The sequence below is a fragment of the Dactylosporangium aurantiacum genome (genome assembly GCF_000716715.1).
GTDB lineage: Bacteria > Actinomycetota > Actinomycetes > Mycobacteriales > Micromonosporaceae > Dactylosporangium > Dactylosporangium aurantiacum.
The window spans coordinates 1-15,299 of the sequence record NZ_JNYJ01000008.1 but is presented as its reverse complement, the minus strand read 5'-3'; the positions used below and the strand labels follow the sequence as shown (position 1 = coordinate 15,299).

At 75.0% G+C, this 15,299-nt stretch carries 16 protein-coding genes; 7 read left to right on the top strand and 9 right to left on the bottom strand.

What is annotated here, in order from left to right; genetic code table 11:
* Positions 1-119 precede the first annotated feature (119 nt).
* The gene (locus OP18_RS11015) at positions 120-1,115 is read left to right on the top strand and encodes a FecCD family ABC transporter permease (RefSeq protein ID WP_033358721.1); all 996 of its coding nucleotides are present in this window, start codon (positions 120-122) and stop codon (positions 1,113-1,115) included.
* Positions 1,108-1,953 carry an ABC transporter ATP-binding protein gene (locus OP18_RS11010; RefSeq protein WP_156089437.1) on the top strand — a complete coding sequence of 282 codons (846 nt, stop codon included), beginning with the start codon at positions 1,108-1,110 and terminating at the stop codon, positions 1,951-1,953. The genes OP18_RS11015 and OP18_RS11010 overlap by 8 nt, the downstream gene beginning before the upstream one ends.
* A gap of 194 nt (positions 1,954-2,147) precedes the next feature.
* Here the strand turns inward: OP18_RS11010 and OP18_RS11005 are convergent, their stop codons facing one another.
* A complete protein-coding gene (locus OP18_RS11005) occupies positions 2,148-2,612 on the bottom strand; it encodes an NUDIX hydrolase (RefSeq protein ID WP_033358720.1) in 465 nt (154 codons plus the stop codon).
* Positions 2,613-2,819: 207 nt separating this feature from the next.
* On the opposite strand from OP18_RS11005, the gene OP18_RS11000 reads away from it, so the two are divergent.
* Complete coding sequence (locus OP18_RS11000) at positions 2,820-3,722, top strand: discoidin domain-containing protein (protein WP_033358719.1); 903 nt, start codon at positions 2,820-2,822, stop codon at positions 3,720-3,722.
* Positions 3,723-3,725: 3 nt separating this feature from the next.
* Here the strand turns inward: OP18_RS11000 and OP18_RS10995 are convergent, their stop codons facing one another.
* On the bottom strand, positions 3,726-4,310 hold the full coding sequence (locus OP18_RS10995; RefSeq protein ID WP_033358718.1) for a hypothetical protein: 585 nt from the start codon (positions 4,308-4,310) through the stop codon (positions 3,726-3,728).
* Between the two features lie 230 nt (positions 4,311-4,540).
* On the opposite strand from OP18_RS10995, the gene OP18_RS10990 reads away from it, so the two are divergent.
* On the top strand, positions 4,541-4,744 hold the full coding sequence (locus OP18_RS10990; protein ID WP_033358717.1) for a cold-shock protein: 204 nt from the start codon (positions 4,541-4,543) through the stop codon (positions 4,742-4,744).
* A gap of 150 nt (positions 4,745-4,894) precedes the next feature.
* On the opposite strand, the gene OP18_RS10985 is transcribed toward OP18_RS10990, so the two are convergent.
* Positions 4,895-5,776, bottom strand: a complete 882-nt coding sequence (locus OP18_RS10985) for an ABC transporter substrate-binding protein (protein ID WP_033358716.1) — start codon at positions 5,774-5,776, stop codon at positions 4,895-4,897.
* A 27-nt stretch (positions 5,777-5,803) separates the two neighbouring features.
* A complete protein-coding gene (locus OP18_RS59095; RefSeq protein WP_169788951.1) occupies positions 5,804-5,956 on the bottom strand; it encodes a hypothetical protein in 153 nt (50 codons plus the stop codon).
* A gap of 236 nt (positions 5,957-6,192) precedes the next feature.
* Here OP18_RS59095 and OP18_RS10980 point away from each other — a divergent pair, with 236 nt between their 5' ends.
* On the top strand, positions 6,193-7,518 hold the full coding sequence (locus OP18_RS10980) for an acyltransferase family protein (RefSeq protein ID WP_162189770.1): 1,326 nt from the start codon (positions 6,193-6,195) through the stop codon (positions 7,516-7,518).
* A 31-nt stretch (positions 7,519-7,549) separates the two neighbouring features.
* Here the strand turns inward: OP18_RS10980 and OP18_RS58605 are convergent, their stop codons facing one another.
* From OP18_RS58605 to OP18_RS10965, 3 genes are all read right to left on the bottom strand, one after another.
* Complete coding sequence (locus tag OP18_RS58605) at positions 7,550-7,849, bottom strand: STAS domain-containing protein (RefSeq protein ID WP_162189769.1); 300 nt, start codon at positions 7,847-7,849, stop codon at positions 7,550-7,552.
* Between the two features lie 143 nt (positions 7,850-7,992).
* Positions 7,993-8,922, bottom strand: a complete 930-nt coding sequence (locus OP18_RS10970; RefSeq protein ID WP_081970637.1) for an alpha/beta hydrolase family protein — start codon at positions 8,920-8,922, stop codon at positions 7,993-7,995.
* 108 nt (positions 8,923-9,030) lie between these two features.
* Entirely contained in the window at positions 9,031-9,996 is a 966-nt protein-coding gene (locus tag OP18_RS10965; protein WP_052386521.1) for an alpha/beta hydrolase, read from the bottom strand.
* A gap of 104 nt (positions 9,997-10,100) precedes the next feature.
* On the opposite strand from OP18_RS10965, the gene OP18_RS10960 reads away from it, so the two are divergent.
* The gene (locus tag OP18_RS10960; protein WP_211273497.1) at positions 10,101-10,799 is read left to right on the top strand and encodes an acetoacetate decarboxylase family protein; all 699 of its coding nucleotides are present in this window, start codon (positions 10,101-10,103) and stop codon (positions 10,797-10,799) included.
* A gap of 129 nt (positions 10,800-10,928) precedes the next feature.
* On the opposite strand, the gene OP18_RS10955 is transcribed toward OP18_RS10960, so the two are convergent.
* Entirely contained in the window at positions 10,929-12,431 is a 1,503-nt protein-coding gene (locus tag OP18_RS10955; protein WP_063745481.1) for a flavin-containing monooxygenase, read from the bottom strand.
* Positions 12,428-13,057 carry a TetR/AcrR family transcriptional regulator gene (locus tag OP18_RS10950; protein WP_245635337.1) on the bottom strand — a complete coding sequence of 210 codons (630 nt, stop codon included), beginning with the start codon at positions 13,055-13,057 and terminating at the stop codon, positions 12,428-12,430. Before OP18_RS10950 ends, OP18_RS10955 begins: the two co-directional genes overlap by 4 nt.
* A 51-nt stretch (positions 13,058-13,108) precedes the next feature.
* Between OP18_RS10950 and OP18_RS10945 the strand changes: the two genes are divergently transcribed.
* Positions 13,109-13,960 carry an alpha/beta fold hydrolase gene (locus OP18_RS10945; RefSeq protein ID WP_033358714.1) on the top strand — a complete coding sequence of 284 codons (852 nt, stop codon included), beginning with the start codon at positions 13,109-13,111 and terminating at the stop codon, positions 13,958-13,960.
* The last annotated feature ends 1,339 nt before the right edge of the window (positions 13,961-15,299 follow it).

The following is a 15,299-nucleotide window of genomic DNA, read 5'->3' as shown; positions in this document are numbered from 1 at the left end:
GGCCCGCAGCGCAGCGGAGGGCTGCGAATCAGCGGCTCAGTTTGGAGCTCAGGCCGGCGCCGGAGCGTAGCGGAGGTGGTGGCGTGAGCGGCCCGCAGCGCAGCGAGGAGCCGCGAGTGATGAGCGGGCACGCGGCGGTGCGGGCCAGGTGGACGGGGGGTGCGTGCGCGCTGGCGGCGCTCGCCGTCGCGGTGTACGCGGTCGGCAGCGGCGACTACCCGATGAGCGTGCCGGACGTGCTGCGCACCCTGGCGGGCGGCGGCTCGGCCGCGGAGACGTTCATCGTCACCGAGCTGCGGCTGCCGCGGGTCGTCACCGGCCTGCTCGCCGGCGCCGCGCTCGCGCTGTCCGGGGCCGTGTTCCAGTCGCTGGTCCGCAACCCGCTCGGCAGCCCCGACGTGCTCGGCTTCACCCAGGGCGCGGCGACCGGGGCGCTCGTCGCGGTCGTCGCCGCCGGCGGGGGCGCCGCGGCCGTCGCGGGCGGCGCGGTCCTCGGCGGGATCGCCACCGGCGCCCCGATCCACCTGCTCGCCTGGCGCGACGGCGGGTACGGCCACCGCCTCATCCTCGTCGGCATCGGCGCCGCCGCGGTCCTCACCGGTGTCAACAACTACCTGCTGACCCGGGCGCAGGTCGTCGACGCCGCCCGTGCCGTGCTGTGGCTCACCGGCAGCCTCGACGGCCGCGGCTGGGGCAACGCCGCCGCCGTCGCCGTCGCGGTCGGTGTCGCCGGCCCGGCGGTCGTCGCGTGCGGCCGGCCGCTGCGGGCCCTGGAGCTCGGCGACGACCCCGCCCACGCGCTCGGCGTGCGGGTCAGGACGGTCCGCTTCGCCGCGCTCGGCGGCGCCGTGCTGCTCAGCGCGGCCGCGGCGGCCGCCGCCGGGCCGGTCGCGTTCGTCGCGCTGACCGCGCCGCAGCTGGCCCGCCGGCTCACCGGTGCGCCCGGGCCGAACCTCGTGCCCTCGATGTGTCTCGGTGCCGCCCTGCTGACCGCCGCCGACGTCGTCGGGCAGCGCGCCGTCCCGGGCCACCAGGTGCCGGTCGGGGTCGTCACGGGGCTGCTCGGCGGCGGGTACCTCGTCTGGCTGCTCGCCCGCGGGAGGAAGCGTGCCTGACCGGCTCGGCGGCTTCGGCCTGACCCTCGGCTACGACGGGCGCACCGTCGCGGACGACCTGACCGTCACCGTCCCCGACGGGTCGTTCACCGTCATCGTCGGGCCCAACGCGTGCGGCAAGTCGACGCTGCTGCGGGCCCTGGCCAGGACCCTGCGCCCGCGGGCCGGCGCGGTCCTGCTCGACGGGCGCGACATCAGCACCCGGCCGACCCGTGAGGTCGCCCGGGCCCTCGGGCTGCTGGCCCAGTCGGCGCTCGCCCCGGCCGGCATCACCGTCGCCGACCTCGTCGCGCACGGCCGGTTCCCGCACCACGGGCCGCTGGGCCGGTGGAGCGCGGCGGACCGGGACGCGGTGCGCGCGGCGATGGCCGCCACCGGCGTCGCCGACCTCGCCGGCACCCCGGTGGACGCGCTGTCCGGCGGGCAGCGCCAGCGGGTCTGGATCGCCGTGGCGCTCGCCCAGGACACGCCGCTGCTGCTGCTGGACGAGCCGACCACGTACCTCGACATCAGCCATCAGATCGAGGTCCTGGAGCTGTGCGCCCGGCTGCACCGCGACCACGGCCGCACGCTGGTGGCCGTGCTGCACGACCTGAACCTGGCGGCCCGCTACGCCACGCACCTCGTCGCGATGCGTGCCGGCCGGGTCGTGACCGCCGGACCGCCGCCGGCGGTGGTGACGGAGCGCGTCGTCGAGGCCGTGTTCGGGCTGGCGTGCCGGGTCATGCCGGACCCTGAGACGGGGACCGCCATGGTGATCCCGCGCCGCGGGCCCATTCCCGGCGGATCCGGCGCACCTCCCGCTCGACCCGCACCTCCCGCACCAGCGCCGACGTAGCGACCCCGGCGAGCGACCCCACGAACCACACGAACGGCGCGGCGGCCACCCCGGCGGCGACGGACAACAGCACGGCATTCCTCCCCATCGGTCGAAGGCTCCATGATGCGGCGTCCGCGTTGCGCCCTGATTGCCGCCCGGGTCCCGTCCAGGTTCGCGCTGCCCGCGCGGCCGCGCCGGTGCTGCCGGTGGCTTCAGCCGCCGTTCCACGGGCCGTCGGGGGCCAGCTCGGTGAGGACGTCGAGGAGGTGCGGCGGCTCGAGCCGGTCCGGCAGCGATCCCAGCTCCGCCCAGCCGACCCAGTCGTGCGCCTGCAGGTTGACCTGCTCGTCGGGCAGCAACCCGGCACGCTTCAGCGGCGGCCGGTCACCGTCGAACCGGGCCAGGAAGAAGTGCTCGACCCCGGCGTAGTGGACCCCGTTCCACCACAGGTCCCGCTCGACCGGCACCGCCCGCTCCCGCACCGCCGCCGGATCGAGCCCCGTCTCCTCGACCAGCTCCCGCCGCGCCGTCACCAGCGGCGTCTCGCCGGGCTCGATGCCACCACCGGGCGGCTCCCACAGCACGCTGCCGTCGGCCGGGTCCCGCCAGCACAGCAGCAGCACCCGCTGCGCGGCGTCGAGGCAGATGACCCGGACGGCGGGCCGGAACACGGTCACCGCCCGACGGTACTGCACCCCGTGCCGTCACCAGCAGCCGAAGTGGCGTGCCTCTGCGAAGGCTGCACCTGTTCCCGGTGCCACCGCCGGTCCCGTTCCCTCGTGCGACAGTGCCGGGGTAGGTGGCGTTCCCCAGCGGCGGGGCGCGGGTGGCCCTAAGCTCCGAACCGTCGGCCCGCCATGATCGGGCCGGAGGGAGGGCGTCCGGTGGCGGACCAGGACCCTGAGCCACCGCGCCTGGTCAGGCCGTACGTGGCCGGGCAGCCGTCAGGGCCGGGTCGACCGGCCCGGCCGGCCGGGCACCGGCGGCCCGGCGGCGGCGCCCGGACGGGACCCGCCGCCCCGGCGGACCACGCCGGCGCCCCGGTCGGCGCCGCGGAGGAGACCAGGGACGCGGGTGGACGGCGCCGGCGGCCGGTCGTCGTCGTGATGGTGGCCGTGGTGGTGGCGCTGCTCGCCGGGCTGATCACGACGCTGCTGACCCGCGGGGACGGTGACGACGGCGCCGGCGCGCCGGTGGCGGTCCCGTCCGCGCTGCCCCTGCCGCCCGAGTCGGGCGCGCGGTCCACCGCGGAGCTGTCCGGACCGCCGGCATCCGGACCGCCGCCGGCGGTGTCCAGCGCGGCCGGCGCGTCCAGCGTGCTGAGGTCGTCGCGGACGGTCCCGCCGAGGACGTCGGCGGTGGCGCCGGGTGGCAGTACACCTGCCGCGGCCGTCAATGCCGACGGAGCCGACCTGGCGCTGGGCCGGCCCGCCGCGGCGTCGTCCGTGGAGGGGGCGGCCTACGAGCCCCGGTTCGCCGTCGACGGGGACCCGCGCACCCGGTGGAGCAGCGCGTTCAGCGACCCGCAGTGGATCAGCGTCGACCTCGGCCGGCTGTGGCTGGTCAGCCGGGTCGTGCTGCGGTGGGAGGCGGCGTACGGCGTCGAGTACGACCTCGCGGTCAGCGCCGACGGCACCACGTGGCGCACGGTGTGGCGCACCGGTGAGGGCGCCGGCGGGGTGCAGGACGTGCGGTTCGCCGCGGCGCCGGCCCGGTTCGTGCGGATGACCGGCACCCGGCGCAACGGCCAGTACGGCTACTCGCTGTTCGAACTCGAGGTCCGCTGAGCCTCAGAAGGCGGGCAGGGCCTTGAACCGTTCGTCCAGCCGGACGCTCGGCAGCAGGCGGCGCAGCGTGGCGCGGACCAGGGTCAGCGGGTGCTGCGGGAACTGCGCGTCGTACTGCTCGTGGTCGGCCCAGTGGTTCGGCAGCCCGCCGGTGGCGTCCGGGGCGTACGGCGACGGCGTGTAGAACCGGTCGGGGCCGAGCTGTGCCATGACGACGGCCTCCCGCATGCCGGTCGTGCCGGTCTCCGGGGCCTGCAGCTTCAGCACGGTGCTGCAGGTCGCGCGCGGCACCGTGTAGGAGCCGATGAACACCTGCCCGTGGCCCTGGGGGTGGCGGACCTTCAGCAGCTGCCGCACCGCCGGCACGCCGTCGACCGGCTCGACCGCGGCGTCGATGAGCCCGGCGCCGGCGCCGGCGGTGTGTCTGGCCAGGCCCGCCAGCAGCGCGGCCGGGTCCTGCGGTGACGCGGGGAGGTCCGGGCGCAGGTTGAAGAAGTGCAGCGACATGACCGTGCCCTGCGCGTCCCGCCAGGCGAGCTGGTCGACCTGCTGGAAGCCGGTGAGGTCCAGGTGGGTGATCGCGGTCATGGGACGGGATTCTCGCCCGATGTGTCGTGGAATACAAACGAACGGGTGACGTTGTCCATCCTCTTTCAACCGTTATTGCCCGTTCTGCACCTCATACCAGCGGGCGAATGCGACGATCGGCACGGCTGAGATGAAGCGGACGGGCGCCACCTCGCGTACGGTGGTTCGCGGCGAGGTCTTCACCGCCGGTCAGCATGGCCGGCAGGACTCGTCGTGTTCAGGAGGAACGCGTGGCTAGCGGTACCGTGAAGTGGTTCAACTCTGAAAAAGGCTTCGGCTTCATCCAGCAGGATGACGGCGGCGCGGACGTGTTCGTGCACTACTCGGCCATCGCGAGCTCCGGTTACCGGGAGCTCACCGAGGGCCAGAAGGTCGAGTACGACGTGACCCAGGGTCAGAAGGGCCCGCAGGCGGACAACGTCCGCGGCGTCTGACACCCCTGCTCCGGGGAGCCGGCCACCCGCCGGTGACCGCGGCGCGCGCCGTCGCCACCTGAGCGCGGCAGCAGCGCTGGCTCGGACAGTCCGGGCCCGTGCGAGGTCCTGTGAAGGGCCTTGCACGGGCCCGTCGTCGTGTGCGGCGGCCTACGCGACCCGGGCGACCGCGGCCGGCCGGTCCGGCACCGCGCCGGGGTGCAGCACGGCGGCGAGCGCCTCGACCCCGTCGACCAGCCGCGGGCCGGGCCGCACCACGATGCCGTCGGCGTCGATCGCCCACACCTGCGCGCCGGGGAACCGCGGCGCGACCAGGCGGGCCTGCGCCACGGCGCCGTCGAGGTGGAAGCCGCACGGCGCCACGACCACCACGTCCGGACCGGCCGCGGCCAGGTGCTGCCACGAGGTCTGCACGGACCGGGCGCCCGGGCTCGCGGCGACCGGCTCGCCACCGGCCGCACGCACCAGGTCGGGCACCCAGTGACCGGCGGTGAACGGCGGGTCGACCCACTCCACCATCAGCACCGCCGGGCGGGGCCGCGCGGCCACCGCGGCGGCGACCGCGTCCAGCCGCGCGCGCAACGCGGCGACCAGCCGCCCGGCGCGGTCCGGCACCCCGGCCCGGTCGCCGACGGCGAGGATCGTGCCGAGCACGTCGTCGAGGGAGTGCGGGTCCAGCGACAGCACGTCCGCCCGGCAGCCGAGGTGCTCCAGGGCGTCCTCGACGTGCCCGGACGGCAGCGCGCAGACCCGGCACAGGTCCTGGGTCAGGATCAGCTGCGGGTCCAGAGCGGCGAGCGCCCCGGCGTGCAGCGTGTACAGGTCGGCGCCGGCGGCGAACTGGTCCCGCACGTACGCGTCGATCTCGCCGGGAGCCATGCCGCGGGTGTCCCGGCCGCCGACGACGACGGTCTTGTCCACCCGCGCCGACGGCGGCTCGTCGCACTCGAACGTGACGCCGACGAGGTCGTCGCCGAGGCCGAGCGCGTAGACGATCTCCGTGGCGGACGGCAGCAGGGACACCAGGCGCATGCCCAGCACAATAGGCGCGGCGCGGGGTCAGTGCCGGCGGCCGCCGGCCACCTTCGCGGCGAGCCGGCGGAGCTTCTCCTGGTTGGCCGGCTTCGCCAACTCCCGGCGGCCCTGCTCCACGACGCGGCGCCCGGCGGGGCTCTGCAGGAACTTCGTGATGCGTTGCACGATCGTTGGCATATCGCAGTGGTACCCCGGACGGCGAGGACGTGAACGTCCGGCGTTCCGGGCGCGGCGGTGTCTCCCCGGCGGTACCATCGTCGCGGATGTGGGCCCGCCCGGCCTTCACCACATCCAGGTGCTCGCCCTTCCCCCTGGTGTCGTTCCGCTCAGCTCGACGCTGCCCCGCCCTGCGGCGTCATGACACCCGCTTCGCCCGAGGGTTCCCGCCCCGGCGAGGGGAGAGGCATGCGTTGGTGCAGCTGCAGGGGCAGCATGTCCGGCCGGTCGTCGTCCGGCAACGCTCGCGGCGCAGGCCCAGGCCGCGGCACGGGCTCCCGCCCGCGACCCTCGGTCAGCTGTACGTCGGACGCGACAACGGCATCGGGGCGATCCGTCTCGGCCTGGCCGTCGTGGTGGTGCTGACGCACGCCACGTCGCTCGGCTTCGGCTGGGAGGATCTCGGCGAGTCGCTGTTCCGCGACCAGACCAACACCGGCACGCTCGCCGTGTTCAGCTTCTTCGTGCTGTCCGGGCTGCTGATCACCCGTAGCGCGGCGCGGACGTCGGCGTGGCGGTTCGTGTGGCACCGGATGCTGCGGATCCTGCCCGGGCTGTGGGTGTGCCTGCTGGTCACCGCGTTCGTCGTGGCGCCCCTGGTGGCGCTGCGCGAGTGGGGCACCCTCGACGGGTTCTGGTCCGGGCCGAAGGGGCCGCTGCAGTACGTGACCGGCAACTGGTTCACCGGGGTCCGCCAGTACGGCATCCACGACCTGCTCGGCGCGTCCACCCCGTGGGGCCGGCAGACCGGCGGCAGCGTGTTCGACGGGGCGCTGTGGTCGCTGGTGTACGAGGTGCTCTGCTACGGCCTGGCCGCGCTGCTCGCGGTGACCGCGGTGCTGCGCCGGCGGCGGTGGGTGGTCGTGTGCCTCGCCGCGGCCCTGTACGGCGTGGTCGTCGTCGACTGGATCCAGGGCCGCCCGCTGCTCGGCCCGCCCACCCCGCACTACGGCTCGGTGCACCTGCCGCTGCTCGGCGCGGTGTCCTTCCACTGGGTCATGTACCTGGGGCTGCTGTTCCTCGGCGGGGCGGTGCTGGAGCTGTACCGCGACCGGGTCGTCATCCACGACGGCGCCGGGTTGGCCTGCCTGGTGGCTCTCGCGGGGTCGCTGCTGTTCGGCGGGTTCTTCGTGATCGGCTTCCCGGCGCTGGTGTACGTGCTGGCCTGGGCGGCGGTGCGGTTGCCGGCCGCGCTGCGCCGGGTCGGGCGGCGCAACGACTACTCCTACGGCGTCTACATCTACGGGTTCATCGGCCAGCAGGTGTTCGCGAGCCTCGGCTGGAGCCGGTGGGGCTACCTGCCCTACGTCGCCATGTCGCTGGCCGCCGCGTTCGCGGCCGCCGCGCTGTCCTGGCACCTGATCGAGCGGCGGGCGATGGCGTGGAAGGACTGGACGCCGCGCCGCCGTCGCCGCGGCCCGGCGCCGGTCGCGCCGCGGCGGCTGCCGATGCAGGCGCTGCCGGCGGGCAAGGCCCGCGCCGGGGACGCCGGCGCGGTGCCGGTGGCGGGCCGGTCGGGGTGACGCCGTGCCGGGTGCTGAGGCGTCGGGGCCGCTACGCCGGTGGCAGGTTGAACAGGGTGACCAGACCCGCGGTGCGCAGGGTCCGCACCAGCGCGCCCGACGGGTTCTCCAGCACCAGCCGCGACCCGGCGCGTTCGCTGAGCCCGTGCGCGGCGACCAGGGCGCCGATGCCGCTGGAGTCGACGAACGTCACCAGCCGCAGATCCAGGTACAGGGTGCCCGGCGGCGGCTGCAGGGCGCGCTCGACGCACGCGCGGAACCGCGCCGCGGCACCGTAGTCCAGGTCACCGCGCACGACGATGACGGTGCCGCCACCGATGCGACCTTGCACATGCAGGTTCAATTCCACCGAAACCGTCCTGACGTCGATCGGTGGAACACTATCGGCCCTGGTCAACGAGGGGTCGTTGTCATCAGGAAAGTGAACGCCGCGGGGCGCCGCGGCCGGTGGGCCGGGACGCCCCGCGGCGGTGGTCAGCGGGCGAACTGGGTCTCCACGCCCGCGTCGACGGCGTCGCCCAGGCCGTAGACCCAGGCGCACCCGACGGGGTCGCCGAGCTGGGCACGCAGCCACAGCGCCGCCCACCGGGCCACGACCTCGACGCCGGTGGCCTGGTCGAGGGTCTGCGGCGACAGGTCGGGCCGCGCGCCGGCCGGGTTCTGGACGTCGGTGATGGCGTAGTGGTTGGCGCCGGCCACGCTCACGTACAGCTTCGGCACGCCCTGCAGCACGGCGTACGTGCCGAGCCCGTTCGCCGGGCTGCCGACGCCGTCGGCGGCGCCCTGGATGAGCGCGACCGGGATCGTGTTGGCGACGGGCGGGATGACGGGGCTGCCCGGCACGGCGTTGTTCGTGCCGTAGAAGGCGGCCGCCTTGAGTTGTGCCGGCGCAGGCACGGGCACGTCGGTGAACGGCGGCGTCGACAGCCCGGTGGACAGGCCGAGCCCGGCGGCGCCGCCGAACGAGTGGCCGGTGAGCAGCAGCGTGCCGGTGTCGATCTGGCCCTTGAGCGGCGAGCCGGTGCGGGCGTTCTCCGCGGTGGCCCAGGCGACCGTCCAGGTGGCCTCGGCGCCGTCGGCGTACAGGCCGGGCACGCCGAAGATGACGCGGGTGTGGTCCGGCACGACGACCACGAAGCCGTACGAGGCGACCTTGCGGGCGAAGCCGGCGTAGTTGGCCCGGCCGACGTTGGCGCCCTGCAGCAGCAGGACGACCGGCCACGGCTGGTGCGGCGAGGAAGTGTTGGGGTGGTACACGTCGGCCGGGTCGCCGTTGACCGTGGTGCCGTACGTGCCGACCGAGGAGTACGCGGCGCCGGCCGGGGCCGGGCTGATCAGGGCGCCGGCGACGACCGCGCCGCCGGCGGCGAGCAGCACGCCGCGGCGGCTGAAGCGTTGAGCCATTCGGACCTCTGTTTCCCATAGTGGAACGCAGTTTCCCTTGGCGACAGCGTACGGGAAGACGGGGGCCCGCCGTCAATGCCTCGCGGCGGACCCCCGTCGCCGGGTCCGTCAGCTGCCGCTGAGGGTCTGGGTGACGCCGCCGGTGAGCAGCGACTGGTAGTACGCGCCGCCCGGGTAGTAGGTGGGTGTCGTCGTGCCGTCGACCGCGTCGCTCGCCCACGCCACCGCGAAGGTCTGCAGCGCGGTGACGTTGCCGGGCTGGGGCGTGCCGTTGAGCACGGTGCACAGCCCGTCGGTGCTGGCGCCCTCCGCGTCGCAGTGCGAGCCGGTGGTGAGCCGGACCCCGAGGAAGGCCCGGTGCACGTCCTCGGTCAGCTCGACCGTGCCGCTGGCGTTGCTGTTCGCCGTGTACGGCGGCGACGAGATCGCGTAGATCGGCGTGCTGGTCAGGTTCAGGCCGGCGAGGGCGGTGTCCATGTTGGACCCGAGGAACGACTTCACCGGGTCGAGCAGCTGCACGAGCCGCACCCGGGCGAACTGCGCCGGGTAGTTGGTGCGCAGGCGGTTGGCCACGTACGAGGCGACCTCGCCGCCCGCGGAGTGGCCGGCGATGACGTACGAGGTGGGCAGCGCCGTGGCCGGGCGGCCCGCCCTGCTCAGCGCGTTGGCGTAGCTGCGGGCCAGCGCGCCGGTCGGGCTGCTGGCCTGGCCGAGCCAGGTCGCGACGTTGTTCAGGAACGGCGCGTTGTTGCCGAGGTTGCTCACCGTGCAGCCGAAGATGTCGGCGGACGGCAGCGTCGGTGCGAACACCACGAACCCGGCCGCGGCGTAGTGCTCGGCGAGGTCGGCCATGTTGCCGTTGGAGCGGGAGAAGCCGTGCTGCAGGTAGACCAGGCCCTTGGCGGTGCCGGCGGGCAGGAACCAGTCCGCCGCCGGCCGGTAGGTCAGCCCCGCGCACGAGACGTCGACCGTGTTGCTGACCTGGGTCCACCCGGCGGCGTGTGCCGTGCCGGGCAGGCTCAGGGCGGCCGCGACGAGCAGGGCCGCAGCGGCGGAGCGTCGTTTGGAGACCATCGAGCGCTTACCTCCTGACGTGTATCGCTGGACGAAACGCTGTTTCCTGAGGACTCATTTACCTCCGCTTGTTGGCAGACTGTCAAGAGGCGTAGAGTGCCGACGTGGAGGCAAGCTCGTCGATGTCGTATCCACCGTCGCCGTGGTCGCTGCGCGGCCGGATGCACGTGTCCGTCTGGGCCGTGCCGGTGGCCGGCCTGCCCGCCCTGCCACCGGAGCTGGCCGGGGCGGTGCGGCCGCTGCGGCTGGGCCGGCGCGGCCTGGTGGGCACCGCGTGGGTCGACTACCGGCCGGGCGGCGACCTCAGCTACCGCGAGCTGCTCTGCGCCGTGCTGACCCGGGCCGGCTGGCGCCCCCGGGTGACCATCACCCACATCTGGGTCGACAGCGTGGCGTCCCGCGACGGCGGCCGCGCCCTCTGGGGCATCCCGAAGGACCTCGCCGAGCTGACCCTGCCCCCGGCCGCCGGCACCGCCCGCGCCTCGTCGGCGGAGGGCCCGATCGCCTGGGCGACGCTGCCCCGCGGCGACGGCCGGCCACCCCGGCTGCCGGCGGTGTTCCGGGTGGCGCAGGCCCTGGCCGGCCGGGCGTGCACCACCCCGATCCGCTCGACGGCGCGGTACGCACCCGCCCGCGTGACGTGGACGGTCGCGCCGGACGGTCCGCTGCGGTTCCTCGCCGGCCGCCGGCCGCTGCTGTCGTTCGTCGCGGGCGACTTCAGGATGCGCTTCGGCACCGCCGAGCGTCAGCCCTCCTCACCCGCCACGACGGACCACCCCGGTTCGCGGCACGATCGGCCTTGATCGGGAGCATCGCCCGGATGCCGTGCCGGCGCAGATCGGCACGGTCCGCCTTCCCGGCGTCAGCCTTGTCGGCAAGCACCCGACGCGTGATGGTCCGGCCCGTCGTCGACCCGACTACGAACTGACCTCTCAGGCCGCCGGTCCTCCGGCTGTGCGCTCCTGGTGCCGCGGTCCGGCGGGTGCCTGCCTCGGTGCCGGCGGGCGCCGGGGGGTCACCGTGGCGTAGTCGGCCTCGTCGAGGTGGGCGGTGCGGGCGGCGTACTCGGCGGCCATGCCGGGCCAGTTGGTGACGACGCGGCCGCCGGGGGTGCGGTACCAGCTGTCGCAGCCGGCCCAGACGCTGGCGCCGAGGCGGCGCTGCATCTCGGTGTCGAACGCGGCGGCCACCTCCGGGCGCACCTCGACCGGGCCGCGGGCGGCGAGCAGGCGCACCGCCTGCACGATGTAGCGGGCCTGCGCCTCGTGGAAGTACACGACGGAGGTGTTGCCGGTGTTGGTGTTCGGGCCGTACATGAGGAACATGTTGGGAAAACCGGGCACGGCGATGCCGAGGTGCGCGAACGCGCCGGCGCGCCACTCGTCGTGCAGGGCGCGGCCGTCCCGCCCGGTGATCCGGGTCGGGGTGAGGAACTCGGTGGCGGCGAAGCCTGTGCCGTACACGAGGATGTCGCAGGCGTGCAGCACACCGTCGGCGGTGCGGATGCCGGCGGCGGTCACCCGCTCGATGTCGGCGGTGACGAGCTCGACGTCGCCCCGGCGCAGGGTCCGGAACCAGTCAGCGGTGAACAGCACCCGCTTGCAGCCCATGGCGTAGTCGGGGGTGACCGCCCGCCGCATGCCGCGCGCCTGCACCAGCCGCTGCGCGGTGGACAGGGCCCACACCGCGAGGCGCGCGGGGCGGCTGCCGGTGACCGCCTTGCCGGTGATGACGGTGAGCAGCCAGGTGCCGGCGCGGGCGGCGCGCATCAGCGCGGGGAACCGGCGGTTGAGCGCGCGGCGCCACGGGCCGTAGCGGCGGTTGGGCTTCGGCAGCGTCCATGGTGCCGAGCGCTGGAAGACGCTCACGTGCGCGGCGGTGCCCGCGATCGCCGGGACGAGCTGGATCGCGCTCGCGCCGGTGCCGATGACCCCGACCCGCCGGCCGGCCACGTCGACGCCCGGGTCCCAGCGCGCGGTGTGCATGGCCGGGCCGGCGAAGTCCTCCGCGCCGGCGAGCACCGGCACGACCGGCCGCGACAGCTGCCCCATCGCGGGGATCAGCACGTCGAACGTCTCGGTGGTGCCGTCGCCGAGCGTGACCCGCCACGCCTCGCCGGTCCAGTCGGCGGCGGTCACCTCGGTGCGCGGCCGCAGCGTGGTTTCCAGGTCGAAGTCGCGCACGCAGCGCCGCAGGTACGCCAGGATCTCCGGCTGCGGCGGGAACCGCTGCGACCAGTCCGGGTTGAGCGCGAACGAGTACGAGTACAGCGGCGCGGGGATGTCGCAGGCGCAGCCCGGGTACGTGTTGTCCCGCCACACCCCGCCGGGGCCGTCGGCCTTGTCGAAGATGACCAGGTCACCGAACCCGGCCTGGCGCAGCAGGTGCGCGACGGCGATGCCGCCGAACCCGGCGCCGATGACGGCGATCCTCATGGCCGGCCGCCCAGCGTGCGGAAGACCCGCTCCACGAGCGTGACGAGGGTGGTCGACAGCAGGATGTGGACCTGCGCCCGGTTGAGCACGCCGCGCTCCAGCCACTCCCGCGCGGTCGCCTTGGCCAGGCCGCAGTACGCCCGCGTCATCGCCCGCAGCTCGTCGCGGTGCCCGTGGTCGCCGGCCAGGCCGACCGCCACGAGGATGCTGTCGGCGGCGATGTCGTCGGCCTCCCGCAGGACCCGCTCGATGTCCGGGTCCCGGCCCACCCCGCCGCCGTCGACCGCGGCCAGCCACGACCTGCTGTGCCGCGACACCACGTCGAGAAACCACGCCACGCTGGCGTCGACCCTGGTCGCCAGGTCACCCTCCGGCAGCTGCTCCACGGCCACCGCCGGGATCGTCACGAGGACCCGCACCGCCTCGACGAACAGCCCCCGTTTGGTGCCGAAGTAGTGGTTGATGAGCCCGCGGGCCACCCCGGCGGCCTCCGCGATGTCCGTCGTGGACACCTCGGCGTAGGGCCGCTCCCCGAACAACCGCACCGCCACGGCCAGGATCTGCTCCCGCCGGACGTCAGGCTCCAGCCGCCGGCCCCGCTCGGCGGGCCCGCCGCTCATCCGCATGCCGTCACCGTGCCCTGTTGTTGGCCGGGTGTCAACAAGTACGGTGGGCCGGTGACCACGCTGTCGCACCACCGCGAGGGCTCCGGCGAGCCGCTCGTGCTCATCCACGGCCTCGGCAGCCGCTGGCAGCTGTGGCAGCCGGTCCTGCCGCTGCTGCGCGGGTCGTTCGACGTGGTCGCGCTCGACCTGCCGGGGTTCGGCGCGTCCGCCGCCGTTGGTGCCGCCGACGTCGGTACCTTCGCCGACGCCGTCACGGCGTTCGCCGCGGGCGCCTTCCCGCACGCCGCCACCTTCCACGTCGCCGGCAGCTCCCTCGGCGGCGGCGTCGCCCTCGAGCTGGGCCGCCGCGGCGTGGCGCGTTCGGTGACGGCGTTCGCGCCGATCGGCTTCTGGGGCCCGGTGTCGCGCCGCTGGTGCCAAGTGTCGGTGACCGCTGCCCGGGGCCTGGGCCGGCTGGCCCGTCCGGTGCTGCCTGCCCTGGCCGCTACGAGGCTCGGCCGGGTCGCCCTGTTCGGCATGTTCTTCGGTCACCCCGGGCGGTTGGATCCGGCGGCCGCGGTCGCGGACGTCGACGCGCTCGTGGCGGCCCCGGGGTTCGCCGCGGCGCGGGCCGCGTTCGCCGGTCACCGTTTCCCCGGCGCGGGTGCGGGTGCGGTGGCCGGCGGGGGTCTGGTGGCCGACGGGAGCGCGGTGGCCGGAGTGGGGGCGCTGGGCGGCGGCGTGCCGGTGACGGTGGCGTGGGGGAGCCGGGACGCGATCCTGCCCGCGTTCCAGGCCCGCCGGGCGGCCGGGGCGTTGCCGTCGGCACGGCACGTCCGGCTGGCGGGCTGCGGCCACCTGCCGTTCTCGGACGAGCCAGCCGTCTGCGCCGACCTGATCCGGACCACGGCCGGCGCCGCCTGAGCACTTCCGCGGGTCTGCCGTGGTGGGGCGTGCGCACAGCGTGATGGCGCTGGACGTGGTGGTGTGCGGGCGCGAGAATGAGGGGGCAGCGCCTATCGGGGGAGGCGGCGCATGCCACGACCGTACTTTTCTTTGGACGCACCGGATTCCGGCTCGGCGACTGCTGCCGGGGAGATCGATTGGCTGGCCCGGTTCGCCGCGGCGAGGGCCGAGCGGCTCCGTCACCGTGAGGAGCGCCGGCGGGCTCAGGCCGAGTTCGCCGAGGCCCGCAGGCACGGCCTGGCCGCGCGTCATGCGACGAAGCTGGCCCGTCTCCGCGTCACGAGGGCAACTGGGGGCGTTCGGGGTCCTGCGAGCTGTGCGGGAGGGGACTTCGCCGCCCCCGGTCTGGGGCGGGAGGCTGGTGTGGAGCCGGCTGCGGTGGTGGGTGGTTCGCCCGGTGGGGCGCCGGCCGCTGCGGCGTGGGCGGCCTCGGCGGAGGCCCTGATCGCCGAGGCCGTTCATGACCCTGCTGAGTGTCCACAGTCGACGGTTGGAATGTCTGAGGCTGAGTCGGCATCGGCGATGAGGCCGGCAACGCCCGAGCTGGCAACGTCCGAGCTGGCAACGTCCGAGCTGGCAACGTCCGAGCTGGCAACGTCCGAGCTGGCAACGTCCGAGCTGGCAACGTCCGAGCTGGCGGTGCCCGAGCTGGCGGTGCCCGAGTCGGCGGTGCCTGGTGAGGCGGCGGCGCCGGAGTCGGTGGCTGTGGGATCCGCGGCAGCCGAGCGGGTGTCATCGACGGCGTCCACGACCAGCGGCATCGATGTCGTGCGGGTCTTGCGCTGCCGCAGAGGGCGCTTTTGTCCGTGGGCGCTGCGACACCGGGCCTGTCGCAGCGGCCACGCGTGTGTCGCGGGCCGCGCGAATGCCGGACGGGTGGTGACTCCGGCGCGCCGTGATGCCGGGGGACGGTTGGTCCGCGGGGTGGCACGTGGGCGGTCGCCGCCGGCGGGACCGTTGCGAAGCAGCTCCTCTGAGTCGCGCCGGCATGAAGTCGACCGGCATGAAGTCGACCGGCGCGGGTTTGTCGGGCGTGGGTTCGTCGGGCGTGGGTTCGTCGGGCGGCGCCCTCGTCGTGCTGGTGCTGTTCGTCCGCGAACAGTGCGTTCGGGCGGCAGGCCGATCTTGGCGGCAGGCCGATCTCGGCGTGGGTGCGTCCGGGCGTGGGTCTGTTGGTGCGATGGAACGGCGGGCGGTGTGGGGGGCGCCGTCGTGTGAACTGGCGCGGTGCGAGCGGCGGTGAGGCTGGTCGCGCCGTTCGTTGGGCTGTCCTGGTGCGGGCGGGCGGGCGGGTGGG

What these genes read in the sequence shown, in the direction of transcription:
- OP18_RS10965 (WP_052386521.1), bottom strand. Translation starts at nt 9,996, where the DNA reads ATGGTCTCCAAACGACGCTCCGCCGCTGCGGCCCTGCTCGTCGCGGCC.
- OP18_RS10955 (WP_063745481.1), bottom strand. Translation starts at nt 12,431, where the DNA reads ATGAGGATCGCCGTCATCGGCGCCGGGTTCGGCGGCATCGCCGTCGCG.
- OP18_RS59095 (WP_169788951.1), bottom strand. Translation starts at nt 5,956, where the DNA reads ATGCCAACGATCGTGCAACGCATCACGAAGTTCCTGCAGAGCCCCGCC.
- OP18_RS10995 (WP_033358718.1), bottom strand. Translation starts at nt 4,310, where the DNA reads ATGACCGCGATCACCCACCTGGACCTCACCGGCTTCCAGCAGGTCGAC.
- OP18_RS10950 (WP_245635337.1), bottom strand. Translation starts at nt 13,057, where the DNA reads ATGCGGATGAGCGGCGGGCCCGCCGAGCGGGGCCGGCGGCTGGAGCCT.
- OP18_RS10985 (WP_033358716.1), bottom strand. Translation starts at nt 5,776, where the DNA reads ATGCGCCTGGTGTCCCTGCTGCCGTCCGCCACGGAGATCGTCTACGCG.
- OP18_RS11015 (WP_033358721.1), top strand. Translation starts at nt 120, where the DNA reads ATGAGCGGGCACGCGGCGGTGCGGGCCAGGTGGACGGGGGGTGCGTGC.
- OP18_RS10970 (WP_081970637.1), bottom strand. Translation starts at nt 8,922, where the DNA reads ATGGCTCAACGCTTCAGCCGCCGCGGCGTGCTGCTCGCCGCCGGCGGC.